This is a genomic window from Nocardioides sp. zg-DK7169, assembly GCF_013155365.1.
Classification (GTDB): Bacteria; Actinomycetota; Actinomycetes; order Propionibacteriales; family Nocardioidaceae; genus Nocardioides.
The window spans coordinates 247,909-274,161 of sequence record NZ_JABJRA010000002.1; the positions used below are offsets into that span (position 1 = coordinate 247,909).

Annotated in this window: 22 protein-coding genes; 11 read left to right on the forward strand and 11 right to left on the reverse strand. The window is 74.3% G+C overall.

Going from position 1 to position 26,253, the window contains the following annotated elements:
• Positions 1–131: 131 nt before the first annotated feature.
• The 5 genes from HOQ23_RS03825 to HOQ23_RS03845 form a co-directional block, all read right to left on the reverse strand.
• On the reverse strand, positions 132–1,313 hold the full coding sequence (locus tag HOQ23_RS03825; RefSeq protein WP_172212002.1) for a hypothetical protein: 1,182 nt from the start codon (positions 1,311–1,313) through the stop codon (positions 132–134).
• Complete coding sequence (locus HOQ23_RS03830) at positions 1,310–2,989, reverse strand: class I SAM-dependent methyltransferase (protein WP_172212003.1); 1,680 nt, start codon at positions 2,987–2,989, stop codon at positions 1,310–1,312. The genes HOQ23_RS03825 and HOQ23_RS03830 overlap by 4 nt, the downstream gene beginning before the upstream one ends.
• Entirely contained in the window at positions 2,986–4,191 is a 1,206-nt protein-coding gene (locus tag HOQ23_RS03835; RefSeq protein ID WP_172212004.1) for a hypothetical protein, read from the reverse strand. The genes HOQ23_RS03830 and HOQ23_RS03835 overlap by 4 nt, the downstream gene beginning before the upstream one ends.
• Positions 4,192–4,289: 98 nt before the next feature.
• Positions 4,290–5,387, reverse strand: coding sequence for a hypothetical protein (locus HOQ23_RS03840; RefSeq protein WP_172212005.1), 1,098 nt, complete (start codon positions 5,385–5,387; stop codon positions 4,290–4,292).
• Between the two features lie 53 nt (positions 5,388–5,440).
• The gene (locus HOQ23_RS03845) at positions 5,441–5,707 is read right to left on the reverse strand and encodes a DUF6752 domain-containing protein (RefSeq protein WP_253945135.1); all 267 of its coding nucleotides are present in this window, start codon (positions 5,705–5,707) and stop codon (positions 5,441–5,443) included.
• Between the two features lie 140 nt (positions 5,708–5,847).
• On the opposite strand from HOQ23_RS03845, the gene HOQ23_RS03850 reads away from it, so the two are divergent.
• Together HOQ23_RS03850 and HOQ23_RS03855 are read left to right on the forward strand one after the other, a co-directional pair.
• Complete coding sequence (locus HOQ23_RS03850; RefSeq protein ID WP_172212006.1) at positions 5,848–6,582, forward strand: sugar phosphate nucleotidyltransferase; 735 nt, start codon at positions 5,848–5,850, stop codon at positions 6,580–6,582.
• Positions 6,570–7,625, forward strand: coding sequence for an iron-containing alcohol dehydrogenase family protein (locus HOQ23_RS03855; RefSeq protein WP_172212007.1), 1,056 nt, complete (start codon positions 6,570–6,572; stop codon positions 7,623–7,625). The genes HOQ23_RS03850 and HOQ23_RS03855 overlap by 13 nt, the downstream gene beginning before the upstream one ends.
• A 4-nt stretch (positions 7,626–7,629) precedes the next feature.
• Here HOQ23_RS03855 and HOQ23_RS03860 read toward each other — a convergent pair whose 3' ends face one another.
• On the reverse strand, positions 7,630–8,943 hold the full coding sequence (locus tag HOQ23_RS03860; RefSeq protein WP_172212008.1) for a hypothetical protein: 1,314 nt from the start codon (positions 8,941–8,943) through the stop codon (positions 7,630–7,632).
• 208 nt (positions 8,944–9,151) lie between these two features.
• Here HOQ23_RS03860 and HOQ23_RS03865 point away from each other — a divergent pair, with 208 nt between their 5' ends.
• Both HOQ23_RS03865 and HOQ23_RS03870 read left to right on the forward strand, forming a co-directional pair.
• Positions 9,152–11,176, forward strand: coding sequence for a glycosyltransferase (locus HOQ23_RS03865; protein WP_367650358.1), 2,025 nt, complete (start codon positions 9,152–9,154; stop codon positions 11,174–11,176).
• 240 nt (positions 11,177–11,416) lie between these two features.
• Positions 11,417–14,212: an FG-GAP-like repeat-containing protein gene (locus HOQ23_RS03870; RefSeq protein WP_172212010.1), complete on the forward strand. Its 2,796-nt coding sequence runs from the start codon at positions 11,417–11,419 to the stop codon at positions 14,210–14,212.
• 17 nt (positions 14,213–14,229) lie between these two features.
• On the opposite strand, the gene HOQ23_RS03875 is transcribed toward HOQ23_RS03870, so the two are convergent.
• Positions 14,230–14,970, reverse strand: a complete 741-nt coding sequence (locus HOQ23_RS03875; RefSeq protein ID WP_172212012.1) for a TIGR03089 family protein — start codon at positions 14,968–14,970, stop codon at positions 14,230–14,232.
• A 50-nt stretch (positions 14,971–15,020) separates the two neighbouring features.
• On the opposite strand from HOQ23_RS03875, the gene HOQ23_RS03880 reads away from it, so the two are divergent.
• Positions 15,021–16,112 carry a mannose-1-phosphate guanylyltransferase gene (locus HOQ23_RS03880; protein WP_172212014.1) on the forward strand — a complete coding sequence of 364 codons (1,092 nt, stop codon included), beginning with the start codon at positions 15,021–15,023 and terminating at the stop codon, positions 16,110–16,112.
• Between the two features lie 105 nt (positions 16,113–16,217).
• Here HOQ23_RS03880 and HOQ23_RS21445 read toward each other — a convergent pair whose 3' ends face one another.
• From HOQ23_RS21445 to cofD, 3 genes are read right to left on the reverse strand one after another with little or no spacing between them, the layout of a single operon-like run.
• A complete protein-coding gene (locus HOQ23_RS21445) occupies positions 16,218–16,982 on the reverse strand; it encodes a DUF3105 domain-containing protein (protein WP_172212016.1) in 765 nt (254 codons plus the stop codon).
• Between the two features lie 57 nt (positions 16,983–17,039).
• Entirely contained in the window at positions 17,040–18,029 is a 990-nt protein-coding gene (locus tag HOQ23_RS03890) for a coenzyme F420-0:L-glutamate ligase (protein WP_367650359.1), read from the reverse strand.
• Positions 18,026–19,021, reverse strand: coding sequence for a 2-phospho-L-lactate transferase (gene cofD / locus HOQ23_RS03895; protein ID WP_172212018.1), 996 nt, complete (start codon positions 19,019–19,021; stop codon positions 18,026–18,028). Before cofD ends, HOQ23_RS03890 begins: the two co-directional genes overlap by 4 nt.
• Before the next feature lie 150 nt (positions 19,022–19,171).
• On the opposite strand from cofD, the gene HOQ23_RS03900 reads away from it, so the two are divergent.
• From HOQ23_RS03900 to HOQ23_RS03910, 3 genes are all read left to right on the forward strand, one after another.
• Positions 19,172–19,426 carry a WhiB family transcriptional regulator gene (locus tag HOQ23_RS03900; RefSeq protein WP_166133234.1) on the forward strand — a complete coding sequence of 85 codons (255 nt, stop codon included), beginning with the start codon at positions 19,172–19,174 and terminating at the stop codon, positions 19,424–19,426.
• Positions 19,427–19,528: 102 nt separating this feature from the next.
• Positions 19,529–22,423, forward strand: coding sequence for a glycosyltransferase family 2 protein (locus HOQ23_RS03905; RefSeq protein ID WP_172212020.1), 2,895 nt, complete (start codon positions 19,529–19,531; stop codon positions 22,421–22,423).
• A complete protein-coding gene (locus tag HOQ23_RS03910; RefSeq protein WP_172212022.1) occupies positions 22,420–23,832 on the forward strand; it encodes a DUF5719 family protein in 1,413 nt (470 codons plus the stop codon). Before HOQ23_RS03905 ends, HOQ23_RS03910 begins: the two co-directional genes overlap by 4 nt.
• Here HOQ23_RS03910 and HOQ23_RS03915 read toward each other — a convergent pair.
• On the reverse strand, positions 23,814–24,185 hold the full coding sequence (locus tag HOQ23_RS03915; protein WP_367650360.1) for a metallopeptidase family protein: 372 nt from the start codon (positions 24,183–24,185) through the stop codon (positions 23,814–23,816). The two genes, HOQ23_RS03910 and HOQ23_RS03915, sit on opposite strands and share 19 nt — an antisense overlap.
• A 130-nt stretch (positions 24,186–24,315) precedes the next feature.
• Here HOQ23_RS03915 and HOQ23_RS03920 point away from each other — a divergent pair, with 130 nt between their 5' ends.
• The 3 genes from HOQ23_RS03920 to HOQ23_RS03930 are packed head-to-tail and all read left to right on the forward strand — an operon-like array spanning position 24,316 to position 26,252.
• Entirely contained in the window at positions 24,316–24,675 is a 360-nt protein-coding gene (locus HOQ23_RS03920) for a DUF3499 domain-containing protein (RefSeq protein ID WP_172212024.1), read from the forward strand.
• An 18-nt stretch (positions 24,676–24,693) separates the two neighbouring features.
• On the forward strand, positions 24,694–26,067 hold the full coding sequence (locus HOQ23_RS03925) for a phosphomannomutase/phosphoglucomutase (RefSeq protein ID WP_172212026.1): 1,374 nt from the start codon (positions 24,694–24,696) through the stop codon (positions 26,065–26,067).
• Positions 26,067–26,252: a Trm112 family protein gene (locus HOQ23_RS03930; RefSeq protein WP_172212028.1), complete on the forward strand. Its 186-nt coding sequence runs from the start codon at positions 26,067–26,069 to the stop codon at positions 26,250–26,252. The genes HOQ23_RS03925 and HOQ23_RS03930 overlap by 1 nt, the downstream gene beginning before the upstream one ends.
• Position 26,253: the final 1 nt, after the last annotated feature.

The window sequence follows — 26,253 nt, forward strand, 5'->3', positions numbered from 1 at the left end:
GTCGTTCCAGCGGTACGGAGCGCCGGGTCGGACCGGGCCTGTGGGGCGTTATCGACACTAACAGCCGAGCCCACTTCAGGGCGCCGCTTCGAGGGCCCACGCAGGGGTGACGGGTACCGCACCGGCAGGGCTCAGGCGCGGCGCAGCACCCGGCGGTAGGCCCGGTGGGCGGCGCCGACCGCGCGGTTGCGCTTCGCCGTCTGCACCACCATGTAGCGGACCGGCTTCTCGCGTGCCGTGCGGGCGACCTCCTCGGCGCGGCGCTGAGCCGCGAGGCGGCGGGCCATCTCGTCGAGGAGGCCGGCAATGGCGGCGACGCCTTCCGCAGCCAGGTCGGCGTCACTGGGCGTGGGGCCCGATGAGGGGGCCTCGGCCGGCGGCGGGACGAGCTCGTCGAGGTCGCCGACCACGTCGTACCCGAGGGTGCGCAGGTCGGCCACGATCTCGACCGAGCGCTGGCGCGCGAAGGCGTCGGCCTCCGCGTCGAGGACCAGGCGGGTGCCCGGGCGCCCGGCCAGGAGGCGGTGCGCCAGCACGTTCTTCGCCAGCTGCGGGTAGGGCCCCGGCAGTGGGACACGGTCGCCGAGCTCGGCGTTGACGCGGCGCAACAGCTCGGCCTGCTCCAGGCCCAGGGAGGAGTTGGAGCGCGACACGGTGGTGTCGAAGGCGGCCGGGTCGAGCCCGAGCAGCGTGGCGAACCGGGTCCACAGGGTGCCGGCGTCGGCACCGGCCGGCGGCACGGTCACGACGTGGACGCGCTCGGCGGGGACCGTGGCGCCCCAGCGGCGCAGCACGTCGGCGAAGTCCTGGACCTGCCAGAACCAGGTGCGGTGCGCGCGGTCGGCGCGCAGGTCGGCGAGGAAGCCCTCCATCGTCACCGTGGCGCGGTGCTTGATGTGCTCCTGCCACTCCGCCGGGACCTGGCGGACCAGGTCGCGCGCGGTGAGCACGATGTGGACCTCGCGGTCCCCGAACGACGCGACGGCGCGCTTGGCCTGCTCGGCGCTCGCAGAGGCGAACAGCTCGTGGGAGATCAGCGTGGTGCCGCCCCAGCCCTCGGCCTCGGCGACCAGCGCGGCCCAGCGGCCCGCGGCCTCGGGGGGCGCGGTCGGCGCGTCCGCGAGGTCCCGGACGTCGAGGGTGGCGAGGTAGTGGTCGTGGAAGCGGCGGCCCGGCAACAGCAGTCCCTGCTCCGCGGCGAGCGCGCGCTGGTCCCACAGGACGTTCTGGAGGAAGGTCGTGCCGGTCTTGGGGCTGCCGACGTGGAGGAAGACGGGCCCACCCTGCGGCGCGGCCGCACTGCTCTGACTCACGGCGTCACCGTAGCGGCGGAGCCTCCGGCCCCGGTGGCCCGGTCCGCGGAGGACGCCTGCGGTGCGGCCTGCGTCTCGGTGTCGGCATCGGCGTCGTGCTCGCTCCAGCGCGCGACGATGCGGCACACGGCCGGGTCCTCCTCGCGCATCTTCGCCATCCCGGGGCGCCCCGAGACCAGGTGGACCACGGTGCCGCCGGCGGCCTCGATCTCGGCCACCACGTCGGCGGGCTCGAGGTAGGTGCGGTGGTGCTCGCCGTACACGTGCGGGCGCTCGCGGTCCTCGGGGGTGCGGAACTCCAGGAACAGCCGGCCGCCGCGGCGCAGCGACATCGAGGCCAGCCGCCACAGGTTCTCGCGGCCGTGCGGCTCGAGGTCGTGGGGGAGGAAGCGCGCGTAGACGTCCGGGGGCACCGGCAGCCGGCTCAGCCGGGCGCCGTAGGCGAGCACGTCGCGGGTGTCGTAGAGGTTGAGCAGGTCCCAGCGGATCGGCAGGTCGCGGTTCTGCGCGATCCGTTGCCCGCTGCGCACCGCGCTGACGACGTAGTCGAGGGCGAAGACCTGGCGGCTGCGCTCGGCGGCGAAGAAGATCGCGTCGCGCCCGGTGCCGGCGCCGACGTCGACGATCGGGCGGGTGCTGCCGTGCTTGTTGGAGACCCAGCGCGCGAACGCGGAGGGGCGCTTGGGCACGGTGTGGCGCTGCTGGGAGTCGAAGGAGTCCCAGTGCTTGCGGTGGCTGACCAGGCCGCCGAACCAGCCGCCGAGGCGACGGGTCAGCGCCCGCGGCGTCTCGTAGCGGAACGACGGGTCGGGCACCCGCCACCCCTCGCCGTACGTCGCGGCGAGCAGCCGCTCGGGGTCGGCCGGCGCGGGCAGCTTGCGGCCCATCAGCTCGACGTTGTCGAGAGGCAGGATCGCCTCGCGCGGCATCGGGAACCCGGTGTCGGAGGGGATGTAGAGGCGGCCCTCGACCCAGTGCGCGGTGAAGACGTCGATGAAGCGGGAGGAGCCGTCGGTGAGGCGCAGCCGCACGTTGAGGCGCACCCCGGACCCGCGGCGCACCAGCCAGCCGGCCGCGCGCAGGGCGCGCTCGACGCGGTAGCCCTCACGGACCACGTCGACCGGGGCGGGGTGCTCGCTGAGGTAGGCGACGTCGATGTCGTTGTCGTGGCCGATCAGCCGGCCGTTGCGCACCGCGCCGAGCAGGGTGCCGTAGCAGATGAACGCCGGGACGCCGGCCTTCTCGCGCAGGTCGTCGAGCAGCCGGGCGGTGTGCTCCATCAGCTCGTCGATCACCGAGCCGGACTCCGCGGAGAGCGGGCGGATCAGCTGGCCCCACTTGTCCAGGATCAGGGCGTGGCCGTCCGCGTCGACGATCCGCACCTCGACGTCGTCGCGCCCGCCGAAGACGTGGCGCGCACGGCCGCGCTCGGCTCCGGTGAGGTGCTCGCGCAGCACGACCTCCGCGCGGCCGACCAGGTGGCGCTGGATGGCGTGGGGCCACGCGATCTCGCGGGTCCCGCGCGCGTCCTGGGCCGGGGTGAGGGACCAGACGTGGTCGCCGTTGACGACCACGTCGTACGTCGTGGCCGGGTCGAGGCCGGCCGGGAGCAGCAGGTGCTCCTCGCCGACGCCCATCGCGTCGGTGGCCTGGGCCTGCGGGGTGTCGGTGCTCATCGGCGCACCACGTCGCGGACCCGGCCGCGCACCAGCGCGGGGAGCCGGCGGGCCCTGTCGGTGCGGCGGCCCACGGCGAAGCGCACCGGGTGCGCCTCGAGCTCGGCGACGCGGGCGCGGGCCGCCTCGAGGTCGGCGCTGAGCCGGTCGTGGCGCGCCTGGAGGCGGCGCAGCTCGGTGCGGGTGGCCAGCCAGCGCTGGGAGACCTCGTTGAGCGCCTCGGCGGCGGTGTCGAGGATCTCCTCGGCCGGGACCTGCGAGGGCTGGCGGCCCGGGGCGAACACCGGCTCGAGGTCGGTGAGGTCGCCGACGAGGTGGACGCCGGAGGAGGCCACGGAGGCGATGTGGCGCGCGGCGACCTCGCGGATCCAGCCCTGCTGGTCCTCGGGGACCGCGACCCGCGACTCCAGGCTGCGTCGGTGCGCGAGCACGTCCTTGCCGAGCGCCTGCTTGAAGCCGGAGCGGTAGGCGGTGTAGCCCAGCCCGTCGCGGCGGGTGAGCGGGTTGACGCGCCGCATCACCTCGGCCGACTCCAGCCCGAGCGACTCGTTGGCGTCGCGCTCGCCCTGCGCGGCGAAGCGTGCGGGGTCGAAGCCGAGCACCTCGGCCATCCGCTGCCACAGGACGTCGGGGTCGGCGCCGGGGTGGGGGAGGGTGACCACGTGGGTGTGCTCGGGCCCGACCACGCCGGACCAGCGGGTGACGAGGTCGGTGAGGTCCTGCTGGGCCCAGAAGTGGCTGCCGGCGGCCGTCTCGCGGGTCTGCTCGGAGCCGAGCTGGGCCAAGAAGTCCTCCCAGGTCCACTCGCGGCGGTTCTGCAGGTACTCCTGCCAGGCCGCGGCGACGGTGCGGCCGAGGTCGCGGGCGGTGATGACCACCTCGACCTGCGCCGGGGCGACGTCGGCGACGATGCGGGCGATGGTCTCCTCGTCGGCCGCGCACAGCCACTCCATGGAGACGACCGAGCTGCCCGACCAGGCCGCCATCTCCTTGCGCAGCCGGTTCCAGGCGCCGCGGCGCTCCCGTCCGCCGCGGATGCCGCGCAGGTCGCGGACCGCGAGCACCTGGTCGCCCCAGGTCTTCCCGGGGAACAGCAGTCCGGCCTCCTGCGCGAGCTGCTCCTTGTTGGCCAGCAGGCGTCGCTGGACGTAGGAGGTGCCGCTCTTCGGCACGCCGATGTGGAGGTAGATCCGGTCACTCACCGGCATACCGTAACGGCCACCGGCCCCGTGATCGGAGACGCGGGGCCGTGACGTCCCACGCCGGTGGTACGCCGGTCGTGGCGGGGGTCACTGCCTCGTCAGCGGGGCAGCCACCTGCGCGCACGGCGTACGACGCGGCGCGCGCGGGCGCGAGGGGTGCGCCGGGCGCGGGCGTCGCGCTCGGTGGTGAGCTCGCGCACGTCGCGGATCATCTGCTCGATGGCAACCACCGCGGCGTCGAGCATCTCGGTGTCGGTGACGTCGTCGGGGTGCGGGCGCACCGGCTGCTCGGCGGGCGGGACGAGGTCGGCGAGGTCGCCGACGACCGGGTAACCGGCCTCCTGGATCGCGCGGACCATCCGCACCGAGCGGCGGCGCAGCCGTTCGGCGTCCTCCTCGCGCAGCCCGAAGCGCTCGCCGCGCTGCGGGCCGAGGACCTCGTGGCCGAAGTACTGGCGCACCCAGCGGTGCTGGACCGGGCGTTCCTGGAGCGGGCCGGTGAGGTGCGGCTTGAGCCGGTGCAGCAGGGCCGCCTGCACGGCGCCGAGGGACTGGTTGTCGAAGACCTGCTCGAGGTCGAAGCCGCGGTCGTCGATGCCGGTGACCTCGCACCAGCGCTGCCACAGCAGACCGCGCGGCGCGCCGGCCGGGGGCACGGTCACCACGTGGACCCGCTCGACGGGCACCGCGCGCGACCAGGCGCGCAGGATGGCGGGGACGTCCTGGCTGTTCCAGCTCCACGCGCCGGGCAGGTCGCGGGCGAAGGCACGGCGCATGAACTCGTCGAGGGAGTCGGTGGAGTCCATCTTCAGCGCCTCCTGCCACACGGCGGGGAACTGGCGCACGTAGTCGCGCGCGGTCAGGACGACGTGCACCTCGGCCGGGGCGAGGGCCTCGACGGCGGCACGCGCCTGCCGGGCGGTCGCCATCGAGAAGAACTCGTGGCTGACGACGCCGTCGCCCTGCCAGTCGGCCAGCTTGCGCACGATGCGGTCCCAGCTCTGGCCGTTCGCGCCGAGCGCGGTCGGCGAGGCCCCACGGACCACCTGCGAGGCGTGGTAGTGGTCCATGCGCCGGCGTCCGGGGTAGAGGAACCCCTGGGAGCGCAGCTGCTCACGGTTGTTCCACATCGTCGTCTGCAAGAACGTCGTCCCCGACTTGGGGACGCCGACGTGGAAGAACACCCGGCGTGCCATGTGCACGTCCTCCTACTGGATCGTCGCGTGGTTCGTCGCGGAGCAGAGAGGAGTCACCAGGACGCGGAGTACTTCTCCAGGGTCTCGCGCAGCTTCGCCTCGTCGCGCTGGGCCACGGGCACCAGCAGCTCCTCGACGATATCGGTGAGCTCGGCGACCCGGCGGTGCAGCCTGCGGGTCTCCTGGACCTCGGCCTCGAGCGCGTCGATGCGCGCGTTCAGCTCGGCGATGGCGCGCCCGCGGGTGAGGGCCTCGCGCACCCGGGCCAACGGGGCCGGGCGATCGGCCTGGTCGGTCGAGGGGTGGTGCGGAGCGTTCATCGGGGTCTCGCCTTCCGGTCTGCCTGGGCCGTCAGGTTACACGGGACCCGCGGGCGTCCCGAGCCACGGCGGCGCCCGCCGCGACGCTAGCCTTGGCCGGTCCGCCCGTCCGGGTGCGACCCGAGCACGAAGGGAACCCCATGATCGGAATGGTGCTGGCGGCCGGTTGGGGCCGTCGCCTGCGACCGCACACGGACGCGCTGCCGAAGGCGCTCGTCCCGGTCGACGGGGACACCACGATCCTCGACATCTCGCTGCGCAACCTCGCCGCGGTCGACCTGCGTGACGTGGTGGTCGTCGTCGGCTACTTCGCCGAGGCCGTCGAGGCCCGGCGCGTGGCGCTGGAGAAGAAGTACGGCGTGCGCCTGACGCTGGTGCACAACGACAAGGCCGAGATCTGGAACAACGCCTACTCCATGTGGGTCGCGCGCGAGCACATGAGCGACGGCGTGCTGATGGTCAACGGCGACACCGTGCACCCGGTCTCGGTCGAGCAGGCGATGCTCGAGGCCCGCGGTCCCGAGGTCCTGCTCGCGCTGGACACCGAGAAGGTGCTCGCCGAGGAGGAGATGAAGGTCCAGGTGGACGCCTCCGGCAACGTCACCCGCATCACCAAGCTGATGGACCCCGCCACGGCGTACGGCGAGTACATCGGCGCCAGCCTGATCGAGGGCTCCGCGGTGCCGCGGCTCGCCGACGCGCTCCAGGCGACCTTCGAGCGCGACCCGGACCTCTACTACGAGGACGGCTACCAGGAGATGGTCGACCGCGGCGACAAGGTGGCCACGGTGGCGATCCCCGCCGGGACCCAGTGGGTCGAGGTCGACAACGCCGCCGACCTCGCCCGGGCGCGGGAGATCGCGTGCCGCTACTAGCCCGGATGCTCGCCAGCCCGCTGTTCGTGGAGGTGCGTCGCGGCGCGGTCGACAACCTCGCGACCCTGCTGGAGGAGCGACGCATCTCCAACGGGGGCAGCGTGCTGGTGGTCGTGGGTGCCTCCCAGGGCGAGGCGATCTGGGCCCGGGTCGCACCGGGACTGCCCGACGCCACCCTGTTCACCGTGCCCGACGCGAGCCTGGCCTCGGCCGGGCTGCTGCAGGAGGCGCTGGGCGCCCGCGGCTACGACGCCGTGGTCGGCATCGGCGGCGGGCGCACCCTGGACGTGGCGAAGTACGCCGCGACCCGCGCCGCGGTGCCGATGGTCGCGGTCGCGACCAACCTGGCCCACGACGGGATCTGCTCCCCGGTGGCCTCCCTGGAGCACCCGCACGGCAAGGGCTCCTACGGCGTCGCGATGCCGCTGGGCGTCGTCGTCGACCTGGACTACGTCCGCGCCGCCCCGCCGCGCCTGGTGCGCGCCGGCATCGGCGACGCGCTCAGCAACCTCTCCGCGATCGCGGACTGGCAGCTGGCCAGCGTCCAGCGCGGCGAGCACATGGACGGCCTCTCGGTCGCCTTCGCCCGCTCCGCCGCCGAGGCGCTCCTGCACCACCCCGACGGCATCGAGAGCGACGAGTTCCTCGAGGTGCTCGCCGAGGCGCTGGTGCTCTCCGGCATGGCGATGTCGGTCGCCGGCACCTCACGCCCGTGCAGCGGAGCGTGCCACGAGATCATCCACGCCGTCGACGAGCTCTACCCCGGCACCGCCGACCACGGCGAGCTCGCCGGCCTCGGCGCCCTGTTCGCCACCCACCTGCGCGGCGACCAGACCCTCTTCGACCGGCTCGCCGCGTGCCTGGCGCGCCACGGGCTGCCGCGCACACCGGCCGACGTCGGACTGAGCACCGAGCAGTTCGCCCGCGCCGTCGAGCACGCGCCGCGCACCCGCCCGGACCGCTACACGATCCTCGAGCACCTCGCACTCGAGCCCGCACCGCTGCGCGCCTCCATCGAGGAGTACGCCGCGCGCCTGGCCTGAGCGCTCAGGCCTGCTCGCCCTGCTCGGCGAGCCCGGCCGGCCCGGCCGACGGGGTACCGGCGACCGCGGGCGCCGTGCCGGCGGCCTCGGCTGCCGCCGCGGCCTCGGCGTGCCGCTTGGCCATGAGCGTCTCGCGCAGTGCGATGCACTCGCGGACCAGGTCGGCGAGCTCGGATACCGCGGCCAGCACCGGCCGCTCCTCCTCCGCCCAACGCTCCGGGCTGGTGACGGGGGCGCCGCAGAAGTGGTCGTCCTCGACGACCTCGGTGCCGGGCGGCGTGGCGATCTCGGCGCTCCAGCGCTCCTGCAGGTCCAGCAGCCCGTCGCGGGCGGTCGCGGCGGCGTCGAGCATCTCGGCGCGCTCGGGGTGGGCGAGCGCGACGGGGGCGTCCGGCCCCGGCGGGTCGACCGGGAGGTCGCCGGGGCGCCCGACGATCCGTGCGCCGCTCTCGCCGATCGCGTCGCGCACCCGCTGGTTCCACCGGGCGGCCAGGGCGAGCCCGCGCTGGTTCAGCACGATCTTGCGCTCCACCGCGGCGCGCGGGCCGAGGGTGCGGCGCCCGAGCTGGGACTTCACCACCCCGTCGTACGTCGCGCGGTCCAGCGGGCCGAGCTCGATGTTGAGCAGCCGCAGCAGCTCCGCGGAGGCGTGCCCCAGCGAGGGGTTCACCGTGTGTGGCGGCAGCTTGGGCACCCGGTGGTCGATGCCGACCACCTTCGCGAAGCGCTTCCACAGCAGCATCGGGTCCGAACCCTTGGGCGGCATGGTGATCACGTGCAGGTTACGGGGGCCGACCAGGTCGCCCCAGACCTCCAGCATCCGCGGGACGCCCTGGGTGCGCTGGAACAGCCGCTGGGCCGGGGTCTCGGCCTCGGCCTCCGGGTCGAGGGCGTTCTCGACGGCCAGCACGAAGTTGCGCCACGGAACCGTGCTGCCGGCCCGCGCGCTGGTCTGCCACTGCGTCGGGATGCCCGAGCGGGCGTCGCGGACCGCGATGACCACGTGCACCTCCGCGTCGCCGAGCGAGGACATGATCGCCTCGGCCTGGGCCGGCTCGGCATAGCTGAGGAACTCCATCGACAGGATCGAGCCGCGGCCGCGGTGCGAGGTCATCTCCTCGGCCATCGCGTACCAGGGGGAGGGGTCGACCTCGACCGGCGCGGCGTCGGGACGCCGCGTGCGGTGCGCCTCCAGGATCGAGGCCACGGCGCGGTCCTGGTCGATCCAGCGCTCGCCGGGGAAGAGCCACCCGGCCTCCGCGAGCTGCTCGCGGTTGGCCTCGAGGATGCTCTGCAGGAACGTCGTCCCCGTCTTCATCGTCCCGACGTGGAGGTAGATGCGGGGCCGCGAGGGCGTCGACCTGTACCAACCCAGCCGGAACCGCATGGCCCGGAGATTATCAGCAGCGCTCGGAGAGGGTCCCCACATCCACGGGACGTGGGACCGCGCGGGATGCCGGTCGCGCCGTCGCCGCTGCTACCGTGGGGCGGTCCATCCAGACCCGTGCAAGGCAAAGGAACACAGCGTGACCAACGCCCCCGCAGACCACGAGGCGCGCACCGGGCAGGACGGCTTCCGCATCGTCCAACGCGTGCTCATGCGACCGGACCAGGAGCTCGACGTCCAGGCCCTCTACCTCGGTGGTGTGTCCGGCTTCGGCGGCGGGGAGTCCGAGACCCGCCAGTCGGGCAAGGACCACGAAGGGGACGACGACGAGTCCGCCGAGTCCTACGAGGCCGACCGCGGCATGACCGGCTTCGGCCGGGTCAACGCGGTGGGCCACGCCGTCGCCGAGCCCGCCAAGCGGCTCACCTTCGGCACCTACTTCAACGCGTTCCCCGCCAGCTACTGGCGCCGCTGGACCGACTTCGAGTCGGTGCGTCTCACGATGCGCGTGCGCGGACGCGGCTCGATCGTGGTCTACCGCTCGACCTCCAAGGGCCACGTGCTGCGCGCCCGCTCCATCAACGTCGACACCGACGTGACGGAGACCGTGGTCGCGGACCTCGAGCTCAAGCCGTTCATCGACGGCGGCTGGTACTGGTTCGACCTCGAGGCCGGTGACGAGGAGCTGGTGCTCGAGAGCGCCGACTGGGGCTTCGAGACCGAGCGGACCACGCCGGGCCGCCTCACCATCGGCATCACGACGTTCAACCGCCCGCAGTTCTGCGTCGACCAGCTGCTCAACCTCTCCACGGACCCGGCGGTCCTGGAGATCCTCGACGAGGTCATCGTCGTCGACCAGGGCACCCAGCAGGTCAAGGACAACAAGGACTTCGAGCGCGCCGCCGCCGCCCTGGGCTCCAAGCTGCGCATCATCGAGCAGGCCAACCTCGGCGGCTCCGGCGGCTTCTCCCGGGCGATGAACGAGGGCGTCGAGCGCGGCACCTCCGACTACGTCCTGCTCCTCGACGACGACGTCGTCTGCGAGCTCGAGGGCATCCTGCGCGCCGTGGCCTTCGCCGACCTGAACAAGACCCCGACCATCGTCGGCGGGCAGATGTTCAGCCTCTACGACCGCTCGGTGATGCACGCCTACGGTGAGACCCTCGCGGCCTGGAAGTGGTTCTGGGGCCCCGCGCCGGCGACGGTGCACGGCCACAACTTCGCCAAGCGCTCGCTGCGCTCCACCTCGTGGCTGCACCGCCGCGTCGACGTGGACTTCAACGGCTGGTGGATGTGCCTGATCCCGACCTCGGTGATCAAGGAGATCGGCCTCTCGATGCCGATGTTCATCAAGTGGGACGACGCCGAGTTCGGCGTGCGCGCCCGCGCGGCCGGCTTCCCGACCGTCACCATGCCCGGTGTCGCGGTCTGGCACGTGCCGTGGACCGAGAAGGACGACACCCTCGACTGGCAGGCCTACTTCCACGAGCGCAACCGCCTCGTGTCCGGCCTGCTGCACTCGCCGTACGAGCGCGGCGGCCGCCTGGTGATGGAGAGCTTCGAGAACCACGCCAAGCGGATGGTCTCGATGCAGTACGGCACCGGCGAGACCATCCTGCTGGCGCTCGAGGACGTCCTGGCCGGCCCGGAGCGGATGCACCGCGACATGACCTACCGGGTCAAGGAGATCCGCGAGATCCGCGCGCGCTACGGCGACGGCGTGGCCAAGCCGGGTCTCGACGAGTTCCCGGCGCCGCGACGCAAGAAGCCCCCGCGGCGCGGTCGCGCGGTCGTCTCGCCGACCACCACGGTCGGCAAGGTGAAGACCGCGGCGGTGGGCCTGCTGCGCCAGGTCCGCCCGGTGCGCGAGCTCGCCCACGAGCACCCGGAGACGATCATCCCGCACGTGGACCAGCGCTGGTGGCGCCTGGCCCAGCTCGACTCCGCGATCGTGTCGTCCGCGGACGGCATGACCGCGGCCTGGTACCGGCGCCAGCCCGCCGAGTTCCGCAGCCAGATGGTGCGCTCGGCCAAGCTGCACGCCCGGCTGCGCCAGGAGTGGCCGGCCCTCGCCGAGCGCTACCGCGAGGCGATGCCCGAGCTGACCTCCCCGGAGACCTGGAAGCAGACCTTCGAGGGCCTCGAGGACACCTTCCGCGACTGATCTCGCGGCCGCGAAGGCCCATCGCTACCCAGCACCACCGCAGACGCCCCGGCTCCGGCCGGGGCGTCTGCGCGTGTCGGAGACGTTCCTCACGCGAATTCCCATAAAGTTTATGCTCGTCGGCGTGGCGAGTGGAAATTACAACGTTGTAGTTACTCACGAACCCTTCCGTTGCTCCTGTGGCGCATGTGAAAGTTGGTGCGCAACGTGTGAACTTCCCCGCGCACTGGAGCAATCTGCATGCCTTCGAACAAGAGCCGTTACGTCACCGCCTGCCAGCAGCTGTTGGCGCTCGGTGCCGTGCTCGCCGTCCTGACCCCCGCCGCCCGCGTCGTGTCCCTCGACGTGGTCCACGACGACCCCACCGCGTCCCTCGGGGCAGGCGGTGCGGCGTACGACCGGGTGTCCGCGGAGGCCTCCCTCGTCCCGGCCGAGCCGGTCGAGGCGACGGTCGAGGAGTTCGCGCTGACCGCGCCGCGCGTGGCCGTCCACGGCCGTGCCGCAGTCCCGCGGCTCGCGGCCGAGGAGGCAGAGACGCCCGAGGGCGCCGCGGTGCTCACCAGCACGCCCCAGGACGTCGAGGGGTACGGCGCCGTCGGCGTCACCTGGTCGGCCGAGGCCGAGCTGGAGGAGTCCGACATCGAGCTCCAGGCCCGCACCCGCACGGACGGGCAGTGGTCGGAGTGGGCCCCGCTGGAGTACCACGACGAGCACGGTCCCGACGCCGGCAGCCCCGAGGCGGCCGGCGTGCGCCCCGGCACCGACGAGCTGCTCGTCGGCGAGGTCGAGCAGGTCCAGGTCCAGGCGGTGGCGCCCTCGGGCCAGCTGCCGCCCGACATGCGCCTCGCGGTCGTCGACCCGGGGGAGGCCACGGCCACCCGGACCGAGCGCGCCGCGATCGACCCGGTCGCCGACGCGGGTACCGAGCCGACTGCGCCCGCCGAGGACGCCGAGCCCGCTGAGACCCCGTCGCAGCCGGCCCCGACCTCGGGCGCCGACGCGCTCACGCTCCAGAAGTCCATCAGCGCGCCGCGGCCCACGATCTACTCGCGTGCCCAGTGGGGCGCCAACGAGAGCCTGCGCGACAAGGGCTCGCTGAGCTACGGCAAGGTCACCGCGGGCTTCGTGCACCACACGGTCAACGCGAACAGCTACACCAAGGAGCAGGTGCCCGGGATCATCCGCAGCATCTACGCCTACCACACCCAGTCGCGGGGCTGGTCCGACGTGGGCTACAACTTCCTCGTCGACCGCTTCGGTCGGATCTGGGAGGGCCGCGCGGGCGGTGTCGCCAAGGCCGTCGTCGGCGCCCACACCCTCGGCTACAACGAGTCCTCCTTCGCGATGTCGGCGATCGGCAACTTCGAGACCGCGCAGCCCAGCGCCGCGGTGGTCCAGGCCTACGGCTCGCTGTTCGGCTGGAAGCTCGGCCTCCACGGCGTCGCCGCCGGCTCGATGCGCCAGCAGGTCAACGGCCGCACCTTCGCGGCGATCAACGGGCACCGTGACGCGGGCTCGACCGCCTGCCCGGGCCGCTACCTCTACGCGAAGCTCGGGGCGATCCGCACCGCCGCCGTCGCCGCCCAGAAGAGCGCGCCGACCCCGACCCCCACGCCCACCCCGACCCCCACGCCGACCACGCCGCCGCTCACCCCGGCGACCGTGGACGCGAACCTCGCCGGCACCGCGGCCGACGACCTGGTCGTGCGCCGCGCCGGCGACGGCCGCCTCTTCGTGGTGCCGACCGGCGGGCTCACCCGCTTCCTGGCCCCGCGCGTGGTCACGCGCAACTTCGCCCGCTACACCGCGGTCGTGGCCTCGCCCGACCTCACCGGCGACGGGCGCCCGGACCTGCTGGTGCGGGCCGCCGACGGCCGCGCCGGCGTGCGTCCCGGCCTCGCCTCGGGCGGCTTCGCCAAGGTGGTCCGCTGGGGGCCGCTGTTCCGCGACCACGACCTGATCACCGCCGTCGGCGACCTCGACAACGACGGCCGCAACGACCTGGTCGGGCGCGTCCCGGGGGAGAAGCGGGTCACGATCGTGCGCGGCAACGGCAAGGGCGGCTTCGGCGCCCGGGTCGCGAAGGGCTGGTACTGGGACGAGTACGACCGCCTCGTCGGCACGGGCGACATCACCGGCGACGGCCGCCCCGACCTGCTCGCCCGCGACCGCGACGCGCGGATGTGGCTGCACCGCGGGACCGCCTCGGGCGGCTTCGCCAAGCGGGTCCCGGTCGCCGGGGCCTGGGGCGCCTACGACACGATCACCGGCTTCGGCGACTACAACCGCGACGGCCACCGCGACCTGTTCGTGCGTACGACGGGCAAGGGGCGCGGCTTCGTGCTCCCGGGCCGTGGCGACGGCACCTTCGGTCCGCGCCTGGGGATGGCCGACGAGGTCCGCGGCATCCGCGGCCTCACCAGCGGCGGCAACGTCCTGGGCAGCGCCGAACCGGACCTCCTCGGCCGCGTCGGCGACGACCTCGTGGTGGTCCAGCACGGCGGGACCGTCGAGCTGGAGCGGCCCATCGACACCGGCCAGGCCGCCGGCGGCGCCAACACGCTGCTCGTGGTGGGGGACTGGGACAAGGACGGCCACGTCGACGTGATCACCCGCACCCGGGGGACCGGCAAGGTCTTCCTGCGCCGCGGCGACGGCACCGGCCGCCTGGTGGCCACCAAGCGGCTGTCCACCTCCTTCGGCGGGGTCACCGAGCTGAGCGCGGTCGGCGACGTCAACCGCGACGGCTTCCCCGACCTCGTCGGCCGGGCCAAGGACGGCACGATGCGGGTCTACCCGGGCCGCGGGCTGGCCGGCTTCGGTCCCAGCGTGCCCGCCCCGGCGAGCCTGCTCGGGCGCCGCAGCAGCCTCGCAGGCTACGACTGGGTGCTCACCGAGCGCCAGGTCGACGGTGTCGGCGCCCCCGACACCGTCGCCCGGCTGAAGAAGAACGGACGCCTCTTCCTGCTCCCGTCCGGCACCGGCAAGCCGCGGTTCCTCGGGGAGGGGATGGGGGTCTACGACCTGGCGGGCTGAGCCCGCCCGGCCCTGGGTCAGTCCTGGTGCTCGATGCGCGGGAAGCGGGCCGTGGCACGCTCGGCGGCGTACGTCGCCTCGAGCTGCTCCGGGTCGGCGTGAGCGACCAGGACCAACGAGCCGTTCTTCGCGAACGGCTCGGTGACGGTGGCGATCCCCGGTGGGGAAGCCGGGTTCGCCTCCGAGAGGAGACGGCCGCCGTCGGTGACGAGTGCACCGGCGGCGGCCGTGCTCCACATCTGGGCCTGGCTGACCTGGCCGACCGAGTACGCCGTCGCCACGTCGCTCGGCTCCGCGGGGTCCAGCGGGATGAAGGAGTCCGGCTGGGACCAGATCTCCACCCCGACGTCGTGGACGTGCGGGGGCAGCGGGTCGCGGAACCGTACGCCGAGGGGCAGCAGCGAGCAGGCCAGCACGGGCAGCGACGCAGCGCGCGGCGCCCACTGCTCCAGGCCGTCGGGGCCGGTGACGACCGCGTCGGGGTCCTCGCTGTCGGTGATCGTGAGGCCGGCGCTCCATGCGGCGCCGAGGAAGACGGTGCCCAGCCAGTGCGTCGGCAGGTCGATGCGCAGCCGGTCGCCGCGCTCCAGGCCGTGCTCGTCGACCAGCAGGGAGGCGGCCTTGGCCACCCAGTTGGCGTAGGTCGTGACGGAGAGCTCCACCCGCTCCCCGGTGGCGTGGTCGTAGAAGGTCACCAGCGGGCGGCCGGCGTCGTGGCGAAGCAGCCCGCCGAGGACACTCGAGAACGTCATCGTCATGCCCCGAGACTAGGGACGGGCAGGGCACTGCGGTCGATAGGGTCGGGCCCATGCCAGCCATCGACCACTTCTGGGCCGTGATCCCGGCCGGCGGCGCCGGCACCCGGCTCTGGCCGCTCTCGCGGCAGTCCTCGCCCAAGTTCCTGCGCGACCTCACCGGGAGCGGGCGCACCCTGCTCCAGGAGACGCACGACCGGCTGGTCCCGCTGGCCGAGGACCGCTTCGTGGTGGTCACCGGCGCCGCGCACCGCGAGGCCGTGGCCGAGCAGCTCGACGACCTGGCCGAGACGGCGATCCTGGCCGAGCCCTCCGCGCGCGACTCGATGGCCGCCATCGGCCTGGCCGCGGCGCTCCTCGAGCGCACCGACCCCGACGCGGTGATGGGCTCCTTCGCCGCCGACCACGTCATCGACGACCCGGCCGTCTTCGCCGACGCGGTGCGCACCGCCGTCGACGTCGCCCGGGCCGGCTGGCTGGTCACCCTGGGGATCGAGCCGACCTTCCCGTCCGCCGCGTTCGGCTACATCCACGTCGGCGACCCGCTGGAGGCGCACCCCGGCGCCGCAGCGGTGCGCGAGTTCGTCGAGAAGCCGTCCGCGGAGGTCGCCCGGGGCTACCTCGACACGGGTTGCTACCGCTGGAATGCCGGCATGTTCGTGGTCCGCCCGACCGTGCTGCTCGACCTGCTCGCCGAGTGGCACCCCGACTTCGCGGCCCGGCTGCGCGAGCTCGCTGCGGACCTGTCGCGGCTGGAGGAGATCTGGCCCACGCTGCCGAAGATCGCCCTCGACCACGCCATCGCCGAGCCCGCGGCCGCGGCCGGCCGGGTCGCCACCGTGCCGGCCGCGTTCGGCTGGGACGACATCGGGGACTTCGACTCCCTCGCCACGCTGCTGGACCAGGCGCGCGAGCACGACGCCGTCGGCACCACGGTGCTGGGCGACGAGGACCTCGTGCACGTGGTGGAGAGCAGCGGGCTGGTGATCCCGCGCGGCGGCCGGATGGTGGCCGTCGTGGGCCTCGACGACATCGTCGTGGTGGACACCCCCGACGCGGTGCTGGTCACCACCCGCGCCCGGGCCCAGCAGGTCAAGCAGGTCGTCAGCGGCCTCAAGGACGCCGGGCGCGCCGACCTCACCTGAGCTCCCCGTCGTACGCCGAAGGGCCGGTCCCCGCACGGGGGACCGGCCCTTCGGTCTTGCTGCTGTCGCGTTGCCGCCTCGTCCCCGGGACGTCCCGGGGACGGCTCACATGGCGTTGGGCTCGGGGGAGTCCAGGTAGGGGTAGTCCTGGACGAAGGTCTCGAAGGCCTCGCCGCTGACGTCGGAGCAGTACTGCCACACGCCGACCTGCTTGGACGGGTCGGTCTCGCCGGCGCCGCCGACCGACCAGTGGGTGAAGGCCACGTGGGTGTCCTCGGGCCACTCGCCGCCGTGCTCCTTGTCGTCCTCCGCGGTCCACGGCACGGCCTTGAACTTGTTGCGCAGGTTGGTGGTGCCGGAGAACTTGTCGGCGATCGCGCGGATCTGGGAGACCGTCTCGTCGTCCTCGGCGGCGGTCTCGTCGTACCAGATGATGTTGTAGCCGTGCTCGGAGTTGTGGATCAGGGACTCGAGCTCGGGACGGTCCTCGGCGGTGTAGAACTTGCGGCCCATCGGGTCCGGCGCGAGGTTGGCCTCGTTCCAGTGCGGCCCGAAGGCCGGCGGGGACTCGGTGTAGGTGACCTGCTCGCCGCTGGGGCGGTGCTCGTTGCTGCCCTGCGCGGGCTTGGTGACGATGTCCTGGCACACCGAGGCGGGCGCGCCGATGTCGGCGAGCGCGGTGTCGGCGTACTGCGACTTCTCGCGGCTGTCGGCCACGATCGAGAACACCGGGTAGGCGAGGACGGCGAGGGCGACGACCACGCAGACCGCGACGATGGCGTAGCCACGGCGACGCTCGGCGCCCTTCTGCTTGCGACGGAGGTCGTCGATGACCGCCTGGCGGTCGGACTTGGCTGACTTCTTGGCCACGGGTGAGGCTTCCTCGCGGTCGGTGCGGACGGATGGGGCGCGAACGCCGTGGGCAGTCTACGGAGTGGAGGGGCGCAGACGGCGCAGACCGCGAGGTTCGTCGCTGCCGGATGTGACCGGCGCGTCCTCGAGGTCCCAGCCGAACGCGAACGCGAGCGCGGCCAGCACCGGGCCGGTGGCGTCGTCGCGCACGAGGACCGCGTCGTCCTCGATCCGGGCGCCGGCGGCCTCGCCGAGCACCTCGCGCAGGGCGGCGAGCATCTCGGGGGGCGCGACGGGGGAGCCGAAGGGCAGCCGGTCGGCCGGGTCGCCGCGCAGGGCGCGCACGACGGCCTCGCGGGCGCCGTACCCGAACAGGTCGCCGCCCTCGCGACGGACCAGCGCGACCGCGCCGGGACCGTCCTGGTCCGCGGGCAGCACCAGGTCCGCACGCCCGCGGACGACGGCGACGGGACGGGCGCCGAGCTTGCCCTGGGCCAGCTCGGCGAGCCCGGCGATCTCGTCGGCGACGGCGGGGGCGGTGACGGCGAGCGGGTTGCCGTGGGGGTCCAGGCGTCCCGCGAAGTCCTCGGCGACCCTCAATCCGGCGGCGCCGACCGCGATGTCGGTCTGCCCCTCGCGCCAGGCGCGACCGGCGGTGTCGGTCACGACCACGCCCACGTTGTGCCCGGAGCGGGCGCGCACCGCGGCCCGCAGCGCGCGGGCCGAGGCGTCCGGGTCGACCGGCAGCAGCACGATCGAGCCGAGCGCGACGTTCGAGGCGTCGATGCCGGCGGCGGCCATGGTCAGGCCGTGGTGGGTGCGCACGATGGTCGTGGGGCCGCGGCGGGCGACGACGCGCGCGGTCTCGCCGGCCAGCGCCTCGTCGCGGTCGCCGGTGCGGACCCGGCCCTCGGCCTTGCTGACCACCTTGCTGGTCACGACCAGGACGTCGCCGTCCGCCAGGTCGACCAGCGGGAGCAGCAGCGCGACCAGGTCGTCGCCCTCCCGCACCTCGGGCAGGCCGTCGGGCGCGAACGCCTCGACCCGGCCGCCGGGCAGCGTCACCGGACGAGCTCCACCGCGGCCGCCGCCATCGCGGCGGTGGCGTCCACGTCGCTCATCATCAGCGGCACGGCGTGGGCCGCGAGCCCCGCGGCACGCAGGGCGGGCACGGCGTCGGCGTCGCGCTCGTCGACCAGCCAGCCGTCGAGCACGCCGCCGGCCGAGCGGGCGCCGTAGTGCAGGCCGACCGCCTCGGCGCTGACCTCGACGCCGATCGCGGCGAGCATCTGGTCGGCCATGCCGCGGACGTGGCCGCCGCCGACGATGGGGGACAGGCCCACGACCGGGGCCGAGGTCGCGCGCAGCGTCTCGCGGACACCGGGGACGCCGAGGATCGTGCCGATGCTGACCACGGGGTTCGAGGGCGGGAGCACGACCAGGTCGGCGTCGCGGATCGCCTCGACCACGCCGGGGGCCGGCGTGCACCGGTCCATGCCGACATAGACCAGGTCGAGGGCCGGGACGCTGGCGCGCAGCCGGATCCAGTACTCCTGGAAGTGCAGCACGCTGCGGCCGCTGGGTGCCTCGGGATCCGCCACGACGACGTGGGTCTCGACCCGGTCGTCGGACATCGGCAGCAGGGTGACGCCGGGCTGCCAGCGCCGGCACAGTGCCTGGGTGACCTGGGAGAGCGGGAACCCGGCGTCCAGCATCTGGGTGCGCACCAGGTGGGTGGCGACGTCGCGGTCGCCGAGCCCGAACCAGGTCGGCTCCACGCCGTACGCCGCGAGGTCGTCCTTGACGCTCCAGGTCTCGTCGCGCCGGCCCCAGCCGCGCTCGAGGTCGATGCCGTCGCCGAGGGTGTACATCACCGTGTCCAGGTCGGGGCAGACCTTCAGTCCGTGGACCCAGATGTCGTCGGCGGTGTTGGCCACGACCGTGACCTCCGCCTCGGGGGAGACCCCGGGCAGGGCGCCGGTCGCGATGCCGTGGAGCAGGCCCTGGAGGAAGCGTGCGCCGCCCATGCCGCCGGACAGCACCGTGATCTTCTGCATGGGGCTACTCTGCCCGTTCCCCGACCCGTGTGGACCGGTGGGGGTCATACCAGATGAGCGCTTGACTTCCCGGGTACGACAGGCATGTAATTCCCTCAGTGTTAGTCACTGAACGGGACAGTGCACAACCGGGTCGAAAGGGCGACAGCCGTGAGAGAACTTTTTCTCCTCGAGAGCGACGCCGAGGATGCGGGATGGCAGGAGCGCGCGCTCTGCGCCCAGACCGATCCTGAGGCGTTCTTCCCTGAGAAGGGCGGCTCGACGAGGGAGGCCAAGAAGGTCTGCCTGACGTGCGAGGTCCGCCAGGACTGCCTGGAGTCGGCGCTCGAGAACGACGAGCGGTTCGGCATCTGGGGCGGGCTCTCCGAGCGGGAGCGCCGCAAGCTGAAGAAGCAGGCCGTCTGAGCGAGGCCTGCGGAATCAACGAGAGGGAGCCCCGGTCGTCCTCGGCCGGGGTCCTCTCGCATTTTCGCCTGCCCCTCCGCCCCGGGGCTAGGGTGGTGCGTCGTGTCTGGTCCCACCTCTGTCGTCGCCTTGCTCGTCAGCCACGACGGCGAACGTTGGCTACCGGCGGTCCTCCAGGGCCTCGCTGAGCAGACCCGACCGGCCGACCACGTGCTCGCCGTGGACACCGGGAGCAAGGACGAGAGCGTCGCGCTGCTCGAGGACGCCCCCGGCGTCGAGCGGGTGCTGCGCGCCCCCGCCACCACCTCCTTCCCGGCCGCCGTGCGCCTCGGCCTGGACGCCGTCGACGAGGCCGGCCCGGACCCCGAGTGGGTCTGGCTGCTGCACGACGACGCGAACCCCGACCCCGGCTGCCTGGCCGCGCTGCTGGAGGCCGCGGAGGCCGACCCCGGCGCCGACCTGCTCGGGCCCAAGCTGCGCGAGTGGCCCTCGCTGCGCCGCCTGCTCGAGCTCGGCGTGACGATCTCGGCCACCGGCCGGCGCGAGACCGGCCTGGAGCGCGGGGAGTACGACCAGGGCCAGCACGACCGGGTCCGCACGGTGCTGGCGGTCAACACCGCCGGGATGCTGGTGCGGCGCCGGGTGCTGGAGTCCCTCGGCGGCCTGGACGAGGCGCTCCCGCTGTTCGGCAACGACATCGACCTCGGCTGGCGGGCCGCGCAGGCCGGGCACCGCACGATCGTGGTGCCGCAGGCGGTGGTCTTCCACGCCGAGGCCGCCCACCGCGGGTTGCGCCGCACGCCGCTGACCGGGCGGCACACGCACTACCAGGAGCGCCGCGCCGCGCTGTTCACGCTGCTGGCCAACGCCCCGGCCCGCTCGCTGCCGTTCCGCACGGTGCGCTTGGCGCTCGGCACGCTGCTGCGGGTGCTCGGGTTCCTGCTGGTGCGCGCGGTCGGCGAGGCGCTCGACGAGCTCGCCGCCCTGATCTCGGTCTACGCCCACCCCGGCGAGGTGCGGGCCGCCCGGCGCCGCCGCCGCGAGCAGCGCGGGGGCCCGCCGGTCGACGTGCGCGAGCTGCTCGCGCCGCGCTGGCTGCCCTACCGCCACGGCCTGGACCTCCTGGGCGACCTGGTCTCGGCGATCACCCTCCAGGCCTCCGACGTCGCCGAGCGACGCCGTCTGGCGGCCGCCGAGGCCGACCCCTCCTCCTTCGCCGCCCGGCGGTCCACACCCGTCGACCCCGGCGACCCCGACACCCTCGAGGACGACTCCGGCCTGGTCGCCCGCTTCGTGACCAACCCGGTGGCCCTCGCGCTCGCGGCGTTCGTGCTGCTCGCGCTGATCGGCAGCCGCGCGGCCTTCGGCACGCTCGTCGGCGGCGGGCTCTCCCCGGCGCCGTCGGGGGCCGGCGAGTGGTGGCGGCTCCACCTGTCGGGCTGGCACGAGATCGGCTCCGGCACCGCGGTGCCCGCCCCGGCCTACGTCCTGCCGATGGCGCTGCTGGCCACCCTGCTGCTCGGCAGCGCCAAGGCGGCCGTGACGGCCGTGATGGTGCTCGCCGTTCCGGTCGCGCTGGCCGGGGCCTGGCGCTTCCTGCGGGTCGTCGGCCGCCTGGTCTCGCCCGCGGGCGCCTCGCGCTGGCTGGTGCTGCTCGGCGCCACGACGTACGCCCTGGTGCCGGTGACGAGCGGGGCCTGGGGCGACGGGCGCCTCGGCGTCGTCGTCTCCGCCGCCGTCCTGCCGTGGCTGGCCCACGCCGCGCTCGGCTTCGCCGACCCGGCCCCGCAGCGCCGCTGGCGTGCCGCCTGGCGCACCGGCGTGCTGCTCGCCCTGGTCTCCGCGTTCACCCCGGTGGCGTGGCTGGTCACCGTGGCCGTCGGGCTGGTCGTGCTGGGCGCGGCCGCGCTGGTGGTGCGCTCGGCGGTGCGAGACCGCTCGGTGTGGGGCCCGCCCGCCACCGCGGTCGGCCTGGTGCCGCTGCTGCTCTCCCCGTGGTGGGTCCCGGCGCTCCTGGAGTCCGCGGGCGAGGGCCTGCTGCTCGACGTCGGGCGCCTCCCGGGCGCGACGGTCGAGGGCATCGGGCTGATCGCCGGCCGCCTCGAGGGCATCGGCGCGCCGCTGTGGATCGGCCTGGTGCCCGCCGTGCTGGCGGTGCTGGCGCTGGTCCCGCGCGCCACCCGCGTGCCGGTCCTGGTGTGCTGGCTGGTCGCGGTCGTCGCGGCCGCCGTCGCCGCCGCGCTCGGCTCGGTGTCGCTCGACCTCGCCGCGGTCTCGGTGGCGCCCGGCGTGGGCTTCCTGCTGGTCCTGATCCAGGGCGCGTTCGTGGTCGCAGCCGTGATCGGCGCCCAGGGGCTGCTGGCCCGGCTGGGCGGCGCGACCGGGGAGCGCCCCGCCGCCCGCGCCGTGGTCGCGGTGCTGGCCGTCGCCGCCGCGGTCGTGCCGGTGACCGGCCTGGCCTGGTTCGTCGCCGGGGGCGAGGCCCACCTCGACGAGGACCCGGCCGGCGGGATCCCGGCGTACATGCTCCAGAGCGCCGAGACCGGTCCCGAGCACGGCATCCTCGTCGTGCGCGGCACGGTCGAGGACGGCCTGACCTACGAGGTGCGCCGCGGTGACGGCGTCACCCTCGGCGAGGACGAGATCCTCGACCTGAGCACCGAGGACGCCGGGCTGACCGACGCGGTGCGCGAGCTCGCCTCGAGCCCGACCCCCGAGCTCGTCACCGAGCTCGCCGACCGCGGGATCGAGTACGTCGTGCTGCCCGCTCCCGCCGACGGCGACGTGGCCGCGTCGCTGGACGCCACCGGCGGGCTGCTGGCCGCCAGCGCCGAGGACCGCACCACCCGGGCCTGGCAGATCGACCGCCCGCTCAGCCCCGACGCCGTGGACGGCCCCACCTCGTGGTGGCGGGTCGTGCTGCTGGTGGTGCAGGGCGTCGCCCTCGTGTGGGTGCTCGTGCTCTGCGCCCCGACGACCAACAGGAGGCGCACATGAGCCACAACCCCGCCGGCCGGCGTACCGCGACGCGACGCGGCCGCCTCGAGGCCACCGCCGTCCTCGCCGTCCTCGCGCCCGTGGTCACCGGGTCGCTGCTGCTCCTCGGCGGCACGGACGCGGCCACCACCGACCTCGGCGCCCCCGAGCAGACCACGCTGCGCAGCGCCACCCTGGGCTGCCCCGAGGGCCGCAAGGACGGCGACCGGGTGCTCGTGGCCACCGACGACGAGGCCTCGGGCGAGGTCCGCGTCGGCCGTGGCGCCGACGCCGTCTCCCTCGAGGTCGGTCCCGAGCAGGTCGCGGCGGCCTCCGCCCGCGGCCCGGTGACCGTGCGCGCCGAGGGCGACCTGGCCCCGGGCCTGGTCGCGGGCCGCATCGGCGGCTCGCCGCTCGGCGCGGCGCAGTGCACGAGCCCCAGCGCCGAGACCTGGTTCACCGGCGTGGGCGCCGGGCCGGAGCACTCCTCGGTCCTCGAGCTGGTGAATCCCGGCGGCGGCCGCGCGGTCGCCGACGTCTCGGTGCTCGGCTCCGACGGACCGGTCGACGCCGACCAGCTGCTCGGCGTCGTCGTGCCCGGCGGCGACCGGGTGCGCCTCGACCTCGCCGCCCTGCTGCCGCGCACCGACGACCTGGCCCTCCAGGTGGTGACCACGCGCGGCCGGGTCTCCGCCTCGGTTCTCGACGTGGTCGACCGGATCGGCTCCGGGCCCGCGATCCGCGACTGGCTGCCCGGTCAGGGCGAGCCGCAGCGTCGCACCACCCTGCTCGGCCTGGCCGACGGGCCGGGCGCCCGCACCCTCGTGATCGCCAACCCGGGGGAGAGCGAGGCCGTGACGCAGGTGCGGGTGGTGACCCCCGGGTCGACCTTCGCCCCGCGCGACCTCGACGACGTCCGGGTGCCGCCGCAGTCGGTGGTGCGGGTCTCGGTCGGGGCGCTGCTGGGATCCGACGCGGCCAAGGACGCCATCGGCCTCGAGCTCGACTCCTCCGCGCCCGTCACCGCCTCGCTGCGCCAGGCCGTCGACGGCGACCTGACCCACGCCGCGCCGCTGGAGCGCATCGAGGACTCCAGCGCGGTCCTGGTGCCGCGCGGGGCCACCCGGCTGGTCCTCGCCGACGCCGACGCGACCGGCAGCGTCCGCGTCGTCGCCCGCGACGACCGCGGCCGCGAGCTGGCCGACCGGACCGTGAAGGTCGAGCGCGGCCGCGGCGCGAGCGTGGGCCTGCCCGACACGGCGGCGTTCGTCAGCGTGACCCCGAGCGGCACCTCGGTGCGCGGCGCGGTGGTCGTCAGCGGCGACGGCACCGCGGTCGCCGGCTTCGCCCCGCTCGTGCGTGCCGGGCTGGTCCCCGACGTACGCCCCGGCCTGCCGGAGCAGGCCGGCGCTCAGTCCTCGGGGTCGTAGCGCGCGTCGACCTCGCCCGGCTCGATGCCGAGCAGGTCGGCGAGGTGCTCGACCACGAGAGTGAGCACCAGCGCCTCCAGGTCGTCGCGGCCCTCGCAGCGGTGCTCGATGGGGCGGCGGAACAGCACCAGCCGGCTCGGCGTGCTGCCGGTGCCGCGCACCAGCGCGGACAGCGGCACGCCGCCGTCGGCCCAGTCGTCCGGGACGGCGGGGGCGTCCTCCACGGCGTACTCGAGCAGGCCGAGGCGGTCCTGCCAACGCCGGTCCACCCCGGCCACCACGCTCAGCGCGATGGCGTCGAAGCGCTCACGCCGGGTGCGCAACGCCGGGCGTCCGGGAGTGGCGGGAAGCACACCGGGACCCCGCATCCCGCGGCCGCGCCGGTCGCGGCGCCGGGGCGGCCCGGACGTGTGTCCAAGAGTCCGCTCATCCACGCCGCGAGCCTAGCCCGATCGGACCGGCGCGACAGGTACGTTGACGCTCGTGAGTTCCAGCCGTCGTTGTTCGCGCACCGCCTGTGGTCGCTCGGCGGTCAACACCCTCACCTACGTCTACGCCGACCAGACAGCCGTGCTCGGGCCCCTCGCGACCTACGCCGAGCCGCACGCCTACGACCTGTGCGACGTGCACAGCGAGCGGCTGTCGGCGCCGCGTGGCTGGGAGGTGCTGCGCCTGGCACCGGACCCCGCAGCGCAGGGTCCCACCGAGGACGACCTGCTCGCCCTGGCCGACGCGGTCCGCGAGGCGGCGCGCCCGCTGCCGCCGCAGCGACCGGCCCCGGCGCAGGAGACCGGACGCGAGGTCGCCCGTCGCGGCCACCTCCGCGTCCTGAGCAACGACTGAGGCACTAGGGTCTGGCGCATGGCCGACACCCTCGACCCGCAGTCCGTGCACGCCATCTTCAAGGCGTACGACGTGCGGGGCACCGTGCCCGACCAGCTCGACGAGCGACTCGCCCGTGCGACGGGACAGGCCTTCGTGGACGTGGTGGGCGCGACCACGGTCGTGGTCGGCCACGACATGCGCCCCAGCTCCCCGGGCATGGCCGCCGCGTTCGCCGACGGCGCGTCCGCGGCCGGCGCGGACGTGGTGATGATCGGGCTGGCCTCCACCGACCAGCTCTACTTCGCCTCCGGCCACCTGGGCCACCCCGCCGTGATGTTCACCGCGAGCCACAACCCCGCGCAGTACAACGGCATCAAGATGTGCCGCGCCCACGCCCAGCCGATCGGCCTGGACACCGGGCTGGCGGAGATCCGCGACCGGGTGCTCGCCGGGGGCGAGCCGGCGCCGGGCACCGAGCCGGGCACCATCACCGAGCAGGACGTGCTCGCGGCGTACGCCGACCACCTCCACGCCCTGGCGCCCGTCGCCGGCCGGCGCCTCAAGGTCGTCGTCGACGCCGGCAACGGCATGGCCGGCCACACGGCCCCCGCGGTCTTCGCGGGCCTCGCCGGCCTCGTCGAGGTCGTGCCGATGTACTTCGAGCTCGACGGCACCTTCCCGAACCACGAGGCCAACCCGATCGAGGCGGAGAACCTGCGCGACCTGCAGGCCCGGGTGCTCGCCGAGGGCGCGGACATCGGGCTCGCCTTCGACGGCGACGCCGACCGCTGCTTCCTGGTCGACGAGTGCGGTGAGGCGGTCTCGCCGTCCACGCTGACCGCGCTGATCGCGGCCCGCGAGCTGGCCAAGGAGCCGGGCGCGACGGTGATCCACAACCTGATCACCAGCCGCTCGGTGCCCGAGATCGTCACCGAGCTCGGCGGCACGCCGGTGCGCACCCGCGTCGGGCACTCCTTCATCAAGGCCCGGATGGCCGAGACCGACGCGATCTTCGGCGGCGAGCACAGCGGCCACTTCTACTTCCGCGACTTCTGGCGCGCCGACTCCGGCATGCTCGCCGCGCTGCACACGCTGGCCGCGCTGGCCGAGACCGACCAGTCGCTGTCGAAGCTGCTCGCCGACTACGAGCGCTACCCGCTGAGCGGGGAGATCAACTCCACGGTCGCCGACCAGGTCGCGGTGATGGCCGCGCTGGAGGCGGAGTACGCCGTCCTCGACCAGGTCACCACCGACCGCCTCGACGGGCTCACCGTCACCCACCCCGACTGGGCGTTCAACGTCCGGCCGTCCAACACCGAGCCGCTGCTGCGCCTGAACGCCGAGGGCAAGGACCTCGCGACCATGGCCGCGGTGCGCGACGAGGTCCTCTCGAAGATCCGGAGCAACTGATGAGCACCTCCCTCGACCCCGCCCTGCTCGCGATCGTGGTCTGCCCCGGCTGCCACGGCGACCTGGAGCAGGTCACCACCGACGGCGAGACCGAGCTGGCCTGCCGTGGCGAGTGCGGCCTGGTCTACCCGGTCCGCGACGGCATCCCGGTGCTGCTCGTCGACGAAGCCCGCAAGCCCGCCTGAG

What these genes read in the sequence shown, in the direction of transcription:
- HOQ23_RS03830 (WP_172212003.1), bottom strand. Translation starts at nt 2,989, where the DNA reads ATGAGCACCGACACCCCGCAGGCCCAGGCCACCGACGCGATGGGCGTC.
- HOQ23_RS03840 (WP_172212005.1), bottom strand. Translation starts at nt 5,387, where the DNA reads ATGGCACGCCGGGTGTTCTTCCACGTCGGCGTCCCCAAGTCGGGGACG.
- HOQ23_RS03845 (WP_253945135.1), bottom strand. Translation starts at nt 5,707, where the DNA reads ATGAACGCTCCGCACCACCCCTCGACCGACCAGGCCGATCGCCCGGCC.
- HOQ23_RS03850 (WP_172212006.1), top strand. Translation starts at nt 5,848, where the DNA reads ATGATCGGAATGGTGCTGGCGGCCGGTTGGGGCCGTCGCCTGCGACCG.
- HOQ23_RS03860 (WP_172212008.1), bottom strand. Translation starts at nt 8,943, where the DNA reads ATGAAGACGGGGACGACGTTCCTGCAGAGCATCCTCGAGGCCAACCGC.
- HOQ23_RS03870 (WP_172212010.1), top strand. Translation starts at nt 11,417, where the DNA reads ATGCCTTCGAACAAGAGCCGTTACGTCACCGCCTGCCAGCAGCTGTTG.
- HOQ23_RS03875 (WP_172212012.1), bottom strand. Translation starts at nt 14,970, where the DNA reads ATGACGATGACGTTCTCGAGTGTCCTCGGCGGGCTGCTTCGCCACGAC.
- HOQ23_RS03880 (WP_172212014.1), top strand. Translation starts at nt 15,021, where the DNA reads ATGCCAGCCATCGACCACTTCTGGGCCGTGATCCCGGCCGGCGGCGCC.
- cofD (WP_172212018.1), bottom strand. Translation starts at nt 19,021, where the DNA reads ATGCAGAAGATCACGGTGCTGTCCGGCGGCATGGGCGGCGCACGCTTC.
- HOQ23_RS03910 (WP_172212022.1), top strand. Translation starts at nt 22,420, where the DNA reads ATGAGCCACAACCCCGCCGGCCGGCGTACCGCGACGCGACGCGGCCGC.
- HOQ23_RS03925 (WP_172212026.1), top strand. Translation starts at nt 24,694, where the DNA reads ATGGCCGACACCCTCGACCCGCAGTCCGTGCACGCCATCTTCAAGGCG.
- HOQ23_RS03930 (WP_172212028.1), top strand. Translation starts at nt 26,067, where the DNA reads ATGAGCACCTCCCTCGACCCCGCCCTGCTCGCGATCGTGGTCTGCCCC.